Source organism: Lawsonella clevelandensis (assembly GCF_001293125.1).
Classification (GTDB): domain Bacteria; phylum Actinomycetota; class Actinomycetes; order Mycobacteriales; family Mycobacteriaceae; genus Lawsonella; species Lawsonella clevelandensis.
On sequence record NZ_CP009312.1, the window covers coordinates 1,034,649 to 1,049,020 of the forward strand.

Annotated in this window: 9 protein-coding genes and 1 tRNA gene; 2 read left to right on the top strand and 8 right to left on the bottom strand. The window is 62.3% G+C overall.

What is annotated here, in order from left to right; translation table 11 throughout:
* Positions 1 to 11: 11 nt before the first annotated feature.
* The 7 genes from IY73_RS08415 to IY73_RS04525 all read right to left on the bottom strand — a co-directional run bounded on the left by IY73_RS08415 (position 12) and on the right by IY73_RS04525 (position 10,447).
* Entirely contained in the window at positions 12 to 2,297 is a 2,286-nt protein-coding gene (locus tag IY73_RS08415) for a Stk1 family PASTA domain-containing Ser/Thr kinase (protein ID WP_053962040.1), read from the bottom strand.
* A gap of 9 nt (positions 2,298 to 2,306) precedes the next feature.
* A complete protein-coding gene (locus IY73_RS04500) occupies positions 2,307 to 4,046 on the bottom strand; it encodes a serine/threonine-protein kinase (protein WP_053962041.1) in 1,740 nt (579 codons plus the stop codon).
* Positions 4,043 to 5,680, bottom strand: a complete 1,638-nt coding sequence (locus tag IY73_RS04505) for a penicillin-binding transpeptidase domain-containing protein (protein ID WP_082346568.1) — start codon at positions 5,678 to 5,680, stop codon at positions 4,043 to 4,045. The genes IY73_RS04500 and IY73_RS04505 overlap by 4 nt, the downstream gene beginning before the upstream one ends.
* On the bottom strand, positions 5,673 to 7,463 hold the full coding sequence (locus IY73_RS04510; protein WP_082346569.1) for an FtsW/RodA/SpoVE family cell cycle protein: 1,791 nt from the start codon (positions 7,461 to 7,463) through the stop codon (positions 5,673 to 5,675). Before IY73_RS04510 ends, IY73_RS04505 begins: the two co-directional genes overlap by 8 nt.
* Positions 7,464 to 8,864, bottom strand: coding sequence for a PP2C family protein-serine/threonine phosphatase (locus tag IY73_RS04515; RefSeq protein ID WP_053978945.1), 1,401 nt, complete (start codon positions 8,862 to 8,864; stop codon positions 7,464 to 7,466).
* Positions 8,861 to 9,355, bottom strand: a complete 495-nt coding sequence (locus IY73_RS04520; protein WP_053978946.1) for an FHA domain-containing protein FhaB/FipA — start codon at positions 9,353 to 9,355, stop codon at positions 8,861 to 8,863. The genes IY73_RS04515 and IY73_RS04520 overlap by 4 nt, the downstream gene beginning before the upstream one ends.
* Positions 9,356 to 9,664: 309 nt before the next feature.
* Positions 9,665 to 10,447 carry an FhaA domain-containing protein gene (locus tag IY73_RS04525; RefSeq protein WP_053962044.1) on the bottom strand — a complete coding sequence of 261 codons (783 nt, stop codon included), beginning with the start codon at positions 10,445 to 10,447 and terminating at the stop codon, positions 9,665 to 9,667.
* A gap of 380 nt (positions 10,448 to 10,827) precedes the next feature.
* Here IY73_RS04525 and IY73_RS04530 point away from each other — a divergent pair, with 380 nt between their 5' ends.
* Both IY73_RS04530 and IY73_RS04535 read left to right on the top strand, forming a co-directional pair.
* Positions 10,828 to 12,246 carry a ferredoxin reductase family protein gene (locus IY73_RS04530; RefSeq protein WP_053978947.1) on the top strand — a complete coding sequence of 473 codons (1,419 nt, stop codon included), beginning with the start codon at positions 10,828 to 10,830 and terminating at the stop codon, positions 12,244 to 12,246.
* Positions 12,247 to 12,275: 29 nt separating this feature from the next.
* A tRNA-Leu gene (locus tag IY73_RS04535) sits at positions 12,276 to 12,362 on the top strand.
* Between the two features lie 114 nt (positions 12,363 to 12,476).
* On the opposite strand, the gene IY73_RS04540 is transcribed toward IY73_RS04535, so the two are convergent.
* Positions 12,477 to 14,372: a YhgE/Pip domain-containing protein gene (locus IY73_RS04540; RefSeq protein ID WP_053978948.1), complete on the bottom strand. Its 1,896-nt coding sequence runs from the start codon at positions 14,370 to 14,372 to the stop codon at positions 12,477 to 12,479.

Below are 14,372 nucleotides of genomic sequence, written 5' to 3' on the forward strand. Positions count from 1 at the left end.
GGGTGGCCTCCTTACGGCAGATTCAATTCGTACACGGTGATGCTGACGGCGGAATCCTTATCCACCTCAGCCCCCGCCGCCGGGTATTGCTGTGCAACCCGGCCGATACGTGCAATGTTAAGAGTGCTGGCGTGGGAGCGGTTGAGCTGGCCATCCCAGCCCGCCTCCTCCAGCATCCTGCGGGCGGAAGTCACGGTCTCACCCACCAGGTTCGGCATGACGATGAGGGAGCCGTCAGACACCACCAGGGTGACGGTGTCTCCCTCAGATAGGTCCTGGTTGGCATTCTTCAGCGACACGACAGTACCGCGCGGTTTTGACGATTTCGTCATCTGTACTCGCACCTTCAGCTTCGCCTTGGTGACCTTCTCCTTAGCAACATTGACCTTGTCCCCGATCACAGATGGCATGCGGACGGCCGGACGGCCACTGCCCACATAAATCTGGATGCTCTTGTTCGGAGGAATGTTCTCCCCGGCAGGAGTACTAGTGCCAATGACGTTACCCTTTTTGCTGCGCTCCGAAGGCCTCACCTTGGTGGCGGATTCTACCGGGATGCCAAGGAGAAGAAGGGCGGTTCGAGCCTCATCTACACTCTTGCCGGCAACGTCGGGAACCTCAATGGGTTCACCACCGGTGGCCACATAGATGGTGATGGGGGTCTCCTTATTCACCTTCGATCCGGCCGGTGGGTTCGTGCGGATAATGGTGCCGTTGGTTTGGGTACGCATGTAGTTAGTGACAACGTTGACGGTGTAGCCGTCCTTCACCAGAGAATCGTAGATAGGACGGGCGTCCCGACCTTGGTAGTCCTGCAGGTTGCTGTAGGCGGCCATGTTGACGTTGGGGTTGGTGACGACACCGTAGTAAACACCGGTACCGGCCAACAGCAGACCCAGTACTGACGCCACCGCAATAAGGGCGGTACGGCCGCGCTTCTTCCCCCCCGACGTACTGCCGGAGCGTTCCTCCACGTTGCTACGGGAACCGGCCTGGGCTCCATCGGAACGACGTGGCCCGTCACCGTAGTCGAAGCTGGCAACGCCGGCTGTACCGGCGCCTCCCCAGCCGCCTGCCCCTGCCGGGCCGTAGCCGGGGTAGCCTGCCTGCGCCGGGTAGGCGTCAGGGTAGCTGTCGTTGTAGCCGCCGTGCGCAGCATCCCAGGCAGCCGCCCCAGCCGCACCGGCGGCGCCAACAGCGCCAACAGCGCCAGCTGCACCTGCCGCGCCTAGCTGGGCGGTAGCGGGAGCATTATAGGGGTTATCCGACCTACCGGGGGCAGCTAGGCCTGCCAAGGACCCGTTGCCGTCACCCTCGTCATCCTCCGAATCCAGCTTATCCAAGGGGCGAACCTGGATAGGAAGGATAGAGGTGGCGGTAGCGAAAGACTCAGTGGGGGCAGTGTCGGCGGCCAGGGTGGCGCCCATCTTCTGGTAGTCAGGCAGTTGCACCCGGGAGGCCACCTGCTCGCCCAGAATGTTCTCCAGGGCGGCCTGGAACTCGCCGGCATTGGCGAAACGATCTTCGGGCCGCTTCTCCAGCGCCTTCAGAACCACCGCATCCAGCTCCGGGCTGATCTCTGGGCGCAGTTGGCTGGGCGGCACGGGGGCGTCCTGTACGTGCTTGCACGCCACCGCCACCGCGGTTTCCGCCTGGAAGGGGGGCTGGCCGGTGAGGCACTCGTAGAGAACGCAGCCGAGGGCATAAATGTCGGCGCGGTAGTCGATGTTATGGCCCATGGCGTGTTCGGGGCTGATGTATTGGGCGGTGCCGAACACGGTGGCGGTTTGGGTGAGGGACTGCATGTCGTCCGCGGCGCGGCTGATGCCGAAGTCCATCACCTTGGGCGTGCCGGTGACAGTGAGCATAATGTTGGCGGGTTTGATGTCCCGGTGCACGATGCCCATCTGGTGGCTGTAGTCGAGGGCATTAGCGACCTGCGCGACGAGCTTCAACGCCTGCTTCATGGGCAGGGCGCCTTCGGTGCCAACAAGTTCGCGGAGGGTGCGGCCACCCAGGCGTTCCATGACGATGTAGGCGAGAGTGCCGTCTTCGGTGACGGATTCGCCGGTGTCGTAGATGGCGACGATGTTGGGGTGGTTGAGGCGTGCGCTGTTGCGGGCTTCGCGGCGGAAGCGTTCCAGAAAGTTGTGGTCGCGGGCCAAGTCTTTTCGCAGGATCTTGATCGCGACATCGCGATTGAGCAGGGTGTCGCGGGCGGCGCGCACTTCGCTCATGCCGCCGTAGCCGAGCGCTTCACCCAGTTCGTAGCGTCCGTTAAGTCGTCCGGTAATCACGTAAATGTCCTAAGGTTCCTGCGGGTGCTCTGTGGTGGTGGAGATGGGCTTCACCGTGGTGGAGGCCTCGGTGGTGCTGGTGGGCTCCGTGGAGCTAGCCGAAGTGGACGAGCTGCTACCGGACGAACTGCTCGACGGTGAGCTGCTGGTGGGCTCCGTGGAGCTGTGGCTGGTCTTGGTCGGTTTCGTCTTGGTGGTCTTGGTTTTGCTCTTGGTGGCGGAGGGTGAGGGATCCTCTTCCTCCGTAATGTCGACGGTGGGTGTGTCGGAAGTGGAAGGTTCTTCGGACTCGCTGCTGTCCGGAGAGTTGGTGAGGGTTTGGGTGAGGGTGACGGTAGGTTGCTCGCTGGGCTGGTTGGTGGGAAGGTCTGTCCTGCCCAGGAACATGTAGGCACCGTAGGCGATGAGGGCGATGACGAGCAGCACCCCCAGCACAATGAGAATGACTTGGCCGGCTCCAAGGCCGCGCTGTTCTTCCTTGGTGGAGTTTTTGCGGGGGGCATTGGAGGGGTAGGGGCCGCCTTGTACAGGTACGCCGCCGGTGGCGAGGCCGGGTTGACCGGGTTGGCCGGGTTGGCCGCTAGGCATGTTCTGGTAGCCGGTTTGGTAGGGAAGGGCGGAGGAGGGGACGACGTAGTGGCCGTCGGGTTGCCCGTTGGAGCCTGTCACCAGCCCCCCGCCAGTGTGTCCCATCATTTCGGTGGGGGCGTTGCTCAACTGTGCGGCACCGGCACCTGCGGCTAGGGCAGCTCCGGCGGCTGCGGCAGCACCCATCCCGGCGGCGCGGCCTGCTCCACTTGTTCCGGCGATCCGTTCGGTGGGCTGCATGCTGGTGGGGAGGCCCAGTTCACCGCCGGCGGTGCTGGCGCCCACGGGGCCGTTGTCGAGAACGGATTCGGGTAGCGGGGCGGGGTTGCCAGCCTGTACTTGGGAAACAGCGCGGGCAAATTCGGCACCGTCTTTGTAGCGGGCGGCAGGGTCTTTGCGCAGGGCAATGGCGATGAGATCCCGCACATTGGCGGGGATGCTGTTGGGTAGGGGGTTGGGGCTGGCTGTCACGTGTGCCATGGCAGCGGAGACAGAGCCTTCCCCGTCGAAGGGGCGTTTGCCGCAGAGGGCTTCGTAGCCGACGATGCCGAGGCTGTAAATGTCGGAGGCACTGGTGGCGTCTTTGCCGACGGCCTGTTCGGGGCTGATGTATTGGGCGGTGCCCATGACGGTGCCGGTGCGGGTGATGGGTACCGAATCGACGGCTTTGGCGATGCCGAAGTCACTGATTTTGACGCGCCCGCGGGGGGTGATGAGAATGTTGCCGGGTTTGACGTCCCGGTGGATGATGCCTTCTTCGTGAGCAGCGCTGAGGCCCTGGGCGGTTTGCGAGAGCATGTCCAGGGCTTGGGCGACGGTGAGGGTGGTGAGGCGTCCGAGGGCATGGCTGAGGGATTCAGCGTGGACGAGTTCCATCACCAGGTAGGCGATGGGGTCGCCGCCGTCGGTGTCGTGGAATTCGCCGTAGTCGTAGACGGAGACGATGTTGGGGTGGTTGAGGCGGGCGGTGGTGCGGGCCTCTTCACGGAAGCGGGTGAGGAAGTTCCGGTCGGCTGAAAACTCGGCTTTGAGGATTTTGATGGCGACTTTGCGGTCGAGGACGGTGTCGTTGGCCATCCACACCTGGCCCATACCGCCGGTGGCGATGAGGGATTCAATAGTGTACCGGCCGCCGATGATGGTGTCGGGTTTGATGATCATTCTCCGTCATCGCCTTCCGTGTTGGTGCCGCCGTTACCGCTGCCAGTAGTGCCAGTGCCGCCGTTGCCCTGGTTGTTGCCCTGATTATTCTGGGTGACGGTGGTGGAGTACGTGGCGGTGGCAGTGGGCTGGTAGTTGAAGGAGCGCTGGTAACTGGGGGTGACGGACTTCGGGGTGGGCTGGCCGAGGGCGGCCTTGAGGACGGCGCGGCCGACGGGGCCAGCGATGGTGGCACCCACGGAGCCGCGGTTAACGCCGGCCCCATCTTCGATCATGACGGCGACGGCAACGTCATGTCCGGGGACGAAGGCGATGTACCAGGTGTAGGGGATGGAGTTCTTGGAGTCGGTACCGTGCTCGGCGGTACCGGTCTTGGAGGCGACCGGGACATTCAGCTTGTTGGCGCCGCCGGCGTATTGTTCGGCGGTGATCATGAGCTTAGTGAGCTGCTTGGCGACCTTCTCGGAGACGGCCCGGTTGAGTTCTTTGGGCTTCGCTTCGTAGAGGACGGAGAGATCCTGGGCGGTTTCGGCTTTCACCAGGTAGGGCTTCATGCGGACACCGTTGTTGGCGATGGTGGCGGCAATGATGGCGTTCTGGAGGGGGGTGAGGGAGACGTTGCGCTGCCCGATGGAGGATTGGGCGAGGGCGGCAGCGTCGGGGATGTCACCAATGGTACTGGCCATTTCGGTGACGCCGATGTTGTAGGTTTCGCCGATGCCGAAGGATTCGGCGGTGTGTTGAAATTCCCGCACGGTGAGTTTGCGGGAGAGGTCGGCGAAGGGGACGTTGCAGGAGTAGGCGAAGGCCATTCCGAAGGTGCTGCCGCCGCAGTATTCGCCGCCGTAGTTTTCCAGCGGGGTGACGGTGTCGGGGAGGATGGTGCGGGGGGCGTTGCTGACGTAAGTGTTGGCGTTGACGCCTTTGCGGAGCAGCGCGGCGGTGGTGACGACCTTGAAGGTGGATCCGGGCGGCAGGGGTTCAGCGGTGGCGCGGTTGATGAGCGGGGAGGGCTTCATGGTGCGCAGTTGCTCGTCGTAGTTGTTGACAGCGGTGTTGCTGAAGCTGGCGAGGGGGGTGGGGTCGTAGCTGGGGCTGGAGGCGAGGGCGAGGATCGCGCCGGTGGAGGGTTGGATGGCGACCACACCGCCCACGAGAGGGCCTGCTCCCACACCGGTTTGCAGGGCGTTCCATGCGGCTTCCTGCATGTCGGGGTTGATGGTGAGAGCGACATTGCCGCCGCGGGGGTCGCGGCCGGTGAAAAGGTCGATGACGCGGTCTCCGAGGAGTTTGTCGTCTTGGCCAGAGAGGATGGTGTCTTCGGAGTATTCGATGCCGGAGCGTGAGTAGAGGCTGAAGTAGCCGGTGATGGGGGACCACATTTCGGCGTTTTTGCCGTAGACGCGGTGGAATTTCTTGGTGGCTTCGTCGTAGCGGCTGGAGGCGAGGACGACGCCGTCGGCGGTGATTTGCCCGCGTTGGCTGCCGAATTGGGTGAGTTGGGTGCGGGCGAAGTTGCGCGGGTGGTTGCGTAGTTCGGGGGCGTGGATGACTTGTACCCAGGTGAGGTTGAGGAGGAGGACAACGAGGAGTACGCCGGCGAAGACGACGACTCGGCGGATGGTCTTATTCATTGTTTCCCTCCTCCTTGGTGGACTCAGCTGTGGGCTCCTTGGTGGACTCCTTGGTGGACTCAGCTGTGGATTCTTTGGTGGGCTCCTTGATGGGCTCAGCTGTGGGCTCAGTGGTGGTCGCTACGTCGGTAGCGGGGCTGTCGGCATCCTTGGCGGGCTGGTAGACGGGCAATTCCTCCACCACGTTAAAGACGGCGGGTGGTTCCTGTGCGGTGGGGGTGGACACGTCAGCCTTCTCCTGTTTGGAAAGTTTGACGCGGTTAGCGCGGGTGAGAACCTTGCTTCCGGCAGGGGGCAGCTTGGTGCCGGCCGGGAGGGAAAGCGGACGGGCTGCCGCATCGGAAACTCGCAACACCAGCGCCACCAGCAGGTAGTTCGCCAGCAGGGAGGAACCACCGTAAGAGAGGAAGGGAGTGGTAAGGCCGGTTAGTGGGATTACGCGGGTAACACCGCCGGCCACTACGAACACCTGGAAAGCTATGGTGAAGGCGAGGCCGGAGACCATCAACTTGCCGAAGGAGTCACGCACCAGGAGGCTGGTGCGGAAACAGCGCTGCACGATGATGGCATAGCACACTAGTACGGCTGCCAAGCCGATGAAGCCGAGTTCCTCGCCGACAGTGGAGATGATGAAGTCGGTGGAAGCGTAGGGCACCAGGTCGGGGCGGCCGTGGCCCAGGCCGGAGCCAGCCACACCACCGGTGGCCAGGCCGAAGAGCGCCTGGGACAGTTGGTAGCCGTTGGTGTCGAAGTATTTGATGGGGTCCCACCAGGTGGCGAAGCGCACCTGCACGTGGCTGAACGCAAAGTAGGCGATGAGTGCTGCCGTTGCGAAACTAACGACACCAATCACCAACCAGCTGACCCGGTTGGTGGCGATGTAGATCATGGTGAGGACAGTGGCGAATATGAGGAGGGAGGTACCGAGGTCTTTCTCTAACACCAGGATGAGAACGGCGACAACCCACACGACGAGGATAGGGGCGAGGTCGCGGGCGCGCGGCAATTCAATGCCGAAGACTTGCCGGCCTGTGGTGGCGAACAGTTCCCGCTTCGACACCAGAATGGCGGCGATAGAGATGATGAGGACGATCTTGGAGAATTCGCCGGGTTGGATGGAGAGGAACGGGGTGCGGATCCAGATCTTGGAGCCGTTCACCTCGGACATACTGGCGGGCAGAATTGCGGGGATGGCTAGCAGAATAAGGCCGACGAGGCCCAGCGTGTAGCTGTAGCGGCTGAGGACGCGATGGTCGCGCACAACCCAGAGAGCGAGCACGAAGAGGACGACAGCGATGAAGGTCCAAATGATTTGTCGGGTGCCTTCCGTCATCCCGGCGGTGGTGCTGCCGGAGTCGGTGAGGTCCAGCCGGTTGATGAGGATCAGCCCGATGCCGTTGAGCATGGTGACGAGGGGCAGCAGGAAGGGGTCGGCCTGCGGGGCGAGCAGGCGCATCGCGATGTTGAGGATGATGCAAATGGCAATGAAGGACAGGCCGCTGATAAGGATGTCCCACGAGAGGTGGCCGCGTACCGTGTACTGGATGATGCCCATGGCGACAATGACTAGGGTGGCGGAGAGCAGCATGAGGACGAGTTCCATGCGGCGGCGTTTCCGGGCGGTCTTTTCCAGGATGGCGACGGCTTCTTCGGCGGTAACAGCGGAGTCTTGTACGCCGGAGCCGGGCGCGTTGACGACCGCCGGAGAGTCGGCGGTGACGGAGGCGCTGGCGCCGCGCAGTTTGCGGCGGTTGGGTTTGCTGGACTTCGATAAAAGTGCCATTTACTTCGCCTTTCTGCAGGGCACCGGGTGGTCCTTCTGTCCCACAGGTTGTCCGGTGGCGTCATAAATGATGATGGGTTTGGGGTCGCACACGGGGATAAGTCCGGAGGCGATGGCCCGCGTCAGGTAGTTGCGGGCCTCTTCCTGTGAGTGGAAGACCTTGTCGGATACCAGTTCGGTGCGGAGGGCCTGGGTGAAGTCATCCAGGGTGAGGTGCTGGCAGTCGGCGGGGACAGAGTCCGCGTCGTAGATGGCGGATTCACACAGCACAGAGTCGGGTTGGCCGCTCAGCGGGGTGATCCAGGCGTTGTTAAGGCCTTTGTAGATGAGCACTTCGCCCTTGTCGTTGAGCCCCACATAGTAGGTGTTGTTGTAGGTATAGCCGACTACTCCGGCTACAATGCCGACGCATAGCAGCACCATGCTGACGATGATGGCGATGAGTTTTATGGCACTGCGGCTCATGCCGCGGCGCTTCCCTTTCCGCTTGCTGCCGGAGCTACCGGTGGTGTCGCCGCTGGATCCGTCACCAGCCGGGTCTCCCCCGATACGGGTGGGGGTGGCGCGCTGGGCGGCTGCCAGGTTGGCGGCGCGCACGGCGGCGGAGTCGGTGCGGATGCCGTTGGCGGGGGTATCGACGCCTTTTGCGGCGGCACCACCGAGGACGGGGTTGGTGGGGCCGAAGTCGTCTTCCACCACATCGGCCACGATGAGGGTGACGTTATCGGGGCCGCCGGAGCGGAGAGCCAGGTCGATGAGGCGGTCGGCGCATTCCTGTGGGGTGCCCTGCGCCATGGTGGTGGCGATGGTGCTGAAGCTGACGGGGTCGGAGAGGCCGTCAGAGCAGATGAGGTAGCGGTCCCCTACCGCCACTTCGCGGATGGTGAGGTGTGGCCGGCATTCTCCGCCCATGAGGGCGTTGGTGATGAGGCTGCGTTTGGGGTGGACGGAGGCTTCTTCGGGGGTGATGCGTCCCTCGTCGACGAGGTCTTGCACGAAGGAGTCGTCGCGGGTGATCTGGTGGAGTTCCCCATCGCGTAGTAGGTAGGCGCGGGAGTCGCCGACGGAGGCCATCCCCATTTTGGGGCCGTCGAAGAGCATGGCGACCAGGGTGGTGCCCATGCCGTCGAGGTTGGGGTTCTCGTAGATGGCGTCGCGGATGAGGTCGTTGCCGCTGTCGATACGGTGGCGCATCTCGTCGAGGAGGTCGTGCCCCGGCTGGTCGTTGTCCAGCGGGGAGATGGCAGAGATGACGAGTTGCGAGGCAACTTCGCCGGCTGCGTGCCCTCCCATGCCGTCTGCGAGCGCCAAAAGGCGAGGCCCGGCATAGACCGAGTCTTCGTTGTTTCCTCGCACAAGCCCCATGTCGGAGCGGGCGGCATACTTGAGAATAAAGGTCACGGGCGTAGCTCGATTACGGTTTTGCCCACCCGGATGGGGGTTCCGAGCGGGACTTTCACGGCAGTGGTGACGCGATCGTGGTCAAGGAACGTTCCGTTGGTGGAACCGAGGTCCTCCAGATACCAGTCTTCCCCACGGGGGAGGAAGCGGGCATGGTGGCCGGAGGCGTAGTCATCGTTGAGAACTAGGGTGGAGTCGTCCGCGCGGCCCAGCAGAATGGGTTGATTCCCGAGGGTGATACGGGCCCCGGCGAGGGGTCCTTGGGTGACGATGAGGTAGCGGGCGAGTTTGCTGATCGAGCCTTTCCGGGGACGTCTCAACACACTCTTCAAGCTGCGGTTTTTCCCTTTTCGTGGCTTCCGGTTGGTAGCTGCCAAATCAAAGGAGGCAGCTAGCGTGTCGTTCTTCAACGAGTGAAGGATGAGCCAGATGAAAAACCACAACAGGAGGAGGAATCCGAAGCGCCCGAGTTGGAGGACGAGTGCCTGCATGTGCTGCTCCTTCCTGAACTATGCGAGGGCTAAAACCGATACTTCCTATTATTCTACGGTTTCGGACGCAACTACGGCCACTAGCAGGAGAGATTATTCATGCGGGAGTAGCTGTGGAGGCGCTAAGCGGGGCGGTATGGGGGAAGTAACGGCAACGGACAGGGTGGTCGGCGGGGTTGGAAGTGGACGAGGACGGCCCAACAGTGGTGCGTAACAGTGGTGTTCAGCAGTGGTGGCGTACTGGGGTGGCCAGGCACAGGATGGTGGTGAGCCCACGGTGGCAATCTCGGTAGTAGCGCGGCGGTTGGCTTAGTGGATGTCGATAATGAAGTGCGAGTGGCCCATGATGATCTCATCCCCATGAGCCAACTGCCACTGGGAAATACGGATGCCGTTGACGGCGGTGCCGTTGGTGGAGTTGAGGTCGGTGAGGGTGGCTACTGCCCCATTCCACTCGATTTTCGCATGGTGACGGGACACTCCTGTGTCGGGAACCCGGAAGTCCACGTCGTCCCCGCGGCCCACCAGGGTAGTGCCGGGGTTCAGCACGCACAGACGCATCTCTGTCACCTTGTCTAGCAGGATGGCGGTCCGGAGCTTATCCTCGTCCGCATCTGCCTCGCTGGGCTCTGCGGCAGCCGCCGAGCCGGGGGCAATGTTGCTGGCGGGCCCAGAGTTGGCGTTCTTGCCGATGGAGCGGGGCAGCTGCCGGGCATCTACCTTGTCGTTGCACTCGCTCATCAGCCGGTATTGGCCGGCGCGCAGGTCGTCGGATTCGGCGAATTCCACCACAACGTCGCCCACCACACCCCAGTCCTGGTCGTACAGGTAGGAGTCCAGGTGGCGGCTGACCACGCGAGGCGAGGTGGCTTCGTCCTCGGCGAAGCGCTGGAAGTCGCTGGGGGACAGGGAGACAAGGAAGTGATTGGGGGAAAGCAGCTGGCCGTCGGGGAGTTCCTGCAGCTTATCGCCAGCTTCACGGCGCAGGGCATTCTCCACTTCGAGGGGGGTGAGGGCGCCGCCGAAGACACGTGCGAAAGCGTCGGCGGTAGAGGTTTCCAGCGAACGCTCGAAGCGTTGCATGAAGCCCATGGAGTGTCCTTTCCATCCGGTCGCGTTGGCCTAGCAGAGCGTGCATACAGGTGCGGCGTGGTCGTCGGCGCGATAACGTCGGCACAGTGACGCTCTGCTGACAGTTCGAGTAGTGCGGGAGGGGCCCGTCACCACCCCGTCCTCAACTGTTCATGGTGTCAGTGAGATAATTGTTTCTTAACAGTTGTTATTGTAGCCATTTTGCAGCTCAATGCGCAGTAAGGAGCAGCTGCAATGCCAACCGACTACGCGCGGGCGACGGATGTAGCGGGCGAGTGGTCAGGTAGCGCCCGCACGAAACCATCTGTCTAACTCGTGGCCGGGGTTACACGAACGCCGCTAGTATGTAGAACAGAGTCTGAACTGTGAGGAGACCCACAATGACGAGCCCAGAGTCCCGGGTACTGTCTGCCCCGATCCGCTCCACCCTCATCGGCCCCATCGTCGCCGGCGCCGTATGGATCCTTCTTGCCGTCTTCTGGTTCTCCCGCACCAGCTGGGAAACCGCCTCCACCAGCTTCGGAGGGTTCCTCGGCCTCACCGCCCTCTACCTCTTCTCCCTGGGCTTCTACCTCAACATCGACTCCGCCGGCATCGACGCCCGCTGGGGCGGCATGCACCACCGCCACAACATCCACAAGTGGCTCGGCCTCGTCGGCTTCATCTTCGCCCTCCTTAGCCCCAGCCTCAGCGGCAGCACCCTCGCCGGCCCCCGCGCCATGAACGTCGTCGCTATTGTCGCCCTCGTCCTCATCGGCCTCACCGTCCTCATCACCCTCTTCACACAACTGGTGCCCATTTGGCCGGTCCTCCGCACAGTCCCCTTCCCCCTCTCCTGGTTCGTCAACCCACCCTACGATGTGTGGCGCGTCTTCCAAGACCTCCTCGGCGTCTGGGTCACCCTCCTCTTCGCCCACGCCTACCTGGCCTGCCCCCCGCTCCGCCAGGATCCACTCCTCGCCACCGTCTTCAGCCTGCTCGTCGTATTCGGGGTGTGCTGCTGGATCTACGCCTCCTTCCTGCAGCGCTTCGTCTTTAAAGGCCAGCGGATGGTTGTTACCGGCGTCCGCTCCCTCGCCTCTAAGACCGTCGAAATCACTATGGAGCCCAGCGACGACAAACCCCTCCACAAAGGCCGCCCCGGCCAATACGTAGCCCTCTCCGCACCGGGTGTCGTCAACGGACCCCACCCCTTCACCGAAGTGTCCGCCCCTGGCCGCGACGTCATGCAAGTAGCCATCAAGGTCTCCGGGATCGACACCCGTGTCCTGCGCGAAAAAGTGGGCGTCGGCATGGAAGTGAAAGTCCGAGGCCCCTACGGAGACCTTGATCTGCGCCGGGCCACCCCCCGCCAAGTGTGGATTGCCGCCGGCATCGGCATCACCCCCTTCGTTGCCTGGCTGCGCGCCATCGACGAACTCATTAACGAAAAGATTCGCCGCTCTGGCGTCAGCTCCTCCAAGATCCGCAAAGTGGCCTCCCAAGAAGTCATCGACCAGCTGGGCCTGGACACAGTAGACGTGTGGTTCTTCCACCACGGCGAGCCCGCCTATGCCGAAGAGCTCTACTACTGGGAGGATCGCTTCTCCTGGTTGGAAGTGCACATTCGCGACACCACCGAAAGCGAGCGCCAGTCCGCAGCAGAGATCATTGCCGAAACCCCCGGCCTCGACATTGACCACCTGGACGGAGTGTCCGCGGTAATTTGCGGCCCCAAGACCATGATGCGCCGCTACAGTCGCGACCTGCGCTCCTTAGGTGTACATCCGATCATTCGTGAGGATTTTTCATTCCGTTAGGCCGTGTGTTACTCTCTACTGGTTACTCCGGGCGAGTGGCGGAATAGGCAGACGCGCTGGCTTCAGGTGCCAGTGACCGCAAGGTCGTGGGGGTTCAAGTCCCCCTTCGCCCACCACAGTGGCTTCACTAACAACACAATAAGCCGCACCGGAGGCCATCACAACGATGGCCTCCGGTTTTTATGCTTTCTAACGGGCTTGGAGTGGAACCGTCACCTTGCCGCTATCCCCTAGATGGAGATCGACGGGTGCAGCTTCTCCATATCCCACATTCTGTCTTTGTGAGCACCCACTGCCGTCATACCCAAGAAGAGTGCTAGGAAGACAAAGAGCACGACGATCGCCTCGACCAGACGCCCGTCGAAATTGCCATACAAGGTTTGTCTGAACCCGTTGACGGCGTAGCTCATCGGCAAGATCGGATGCAACCACTTCCAGACAATGGGCTCGGTCTCCACCGGATAAAGACCACCCGACGCCAAAATCTGAATCATGAGTAACGCCATAGTGGCCACACGGCCAGGCCCTGGGCCTAGTAAGACAATGAGCATCTGGTTCATCGCCATGAACACTAAGCCCACCAGCATTGTGAACACAATAAGGCCGAACATTGTCGCCGGGTTCAGAGGCACAGTCGCATCCGTCACCAGCACAATCACTAGCGCCTGAATGAGGGCAATGAGGGCCGCCGGGGCGAACCCGTCCATGGCGGCCCGCAGCGGATTCACCCCGCTGGCCACCGCACGAGCCTGCAGCGGACGCAGCAGCAGGAAGACGATAATGCCACCAATGTAGAGAGCCAAGCAGAAGAAGAACGGGGCCAAACCACCCCCGAAGGTACGCTCATGTCCGGCTGTGTTATCGGCTAACTTCACTGGCTGGGCCAGCGTCGCCGCCACTTTCTTCCGGTGCCCTTCCGACCACTTGGGGACAGCTTTCGCGCCCTCCCCCAGCTTCGTGTACAGCTCGTTCGCACCCGCTGACAGACGGGAGGAGCCATCGTGCAGCTGGTTCACACCCGTCACTAACTGGCCGGTGCCATTGTGCAGCGTATGGAGGCCCGTGGACAGTTCATGGGCACCATTGTTCAGCTGGTTCACGCCATCCGTCAGCTGGCCTAACTTACCGGGCAGCTGGCCATTGTCTAGGTCAGTTGCGGCGGTGTCTAGTTTGTTGAGGTCCGCCATCAGCTGGGAGCTGGGGCCAGCACCTTCCGTCTTGAGCCGGTGTGCCATGTGGTCTAGCTGGTCGGCAGCCGCCCACACAGACGGGTCGCTGCTGGTTCGTAGAGTTGCGGCTACAGCCGCCAGCTCATCCGAGGTTGCTCCTTGCACACTGGAAATCTTCTGGGCCTGGTCGTGGTAGTCGTGGATCTGCTGGGTAAAGCCCGTCAACTTCTTGAGGAAGGCAAAGAGCTGGTCGTGCAGTTGCTGGGTGCCGGCGGCCAGCTTATCGGAGCCTTCCGAGAGACGGTGGGCACCGTCATCCAACTGTAAGGAGGCGTCCTGGAGTCGGCCGGTACCATCGTTCAACTGCACCGCCCCGTCCGCTAACTGTTGAGCGCCAACGGTGGCTTTGTGGAGGCCTTTGCCGGCCTCCTGCACTCCCACAAGGACTTTATCGACCGCCTGTTGACCAATCTCAGAGCTTACTGTTTCCAAAAACACACGCATGGCATTCTGGCCGATGAGGCTGGTCAGCCAGCCGTTTGAGTCATTGTAGTGGGTGAAGACGGTGGCTTTCTGCGGGTGGTCGCTGGTGGGAGAGGCGACCTCCTCGGAGAAGTTCTTGGGCAGCATCACCGCAAAGTAATACTTGCCGTTGCGCACCCCGTCAACAGCATCCTCTTCGTTCGTGGGCACCCAGTCCAACTGGTCGTTTTGGCGGATCTTATCTTCGATCTGGTCGCCGGCATTGAATGGTTGCCCGGCCACCACCATGCCTTGGTCCTCGTTGACGAAGGCGACGGGGACGCGGTTGAGTTTGCCGAACGGATCCCAGAAGCTCCACAGGTAGAGGGTGGAGTAGAGGAGGGGGATGACGCAGATAGCGATGATGGCGAGTTTGCCGAGGCGAGAGCGCCGGAAACGCCGGAGCTCCGTTCCTAAGTTCAATGAAGCAAACAT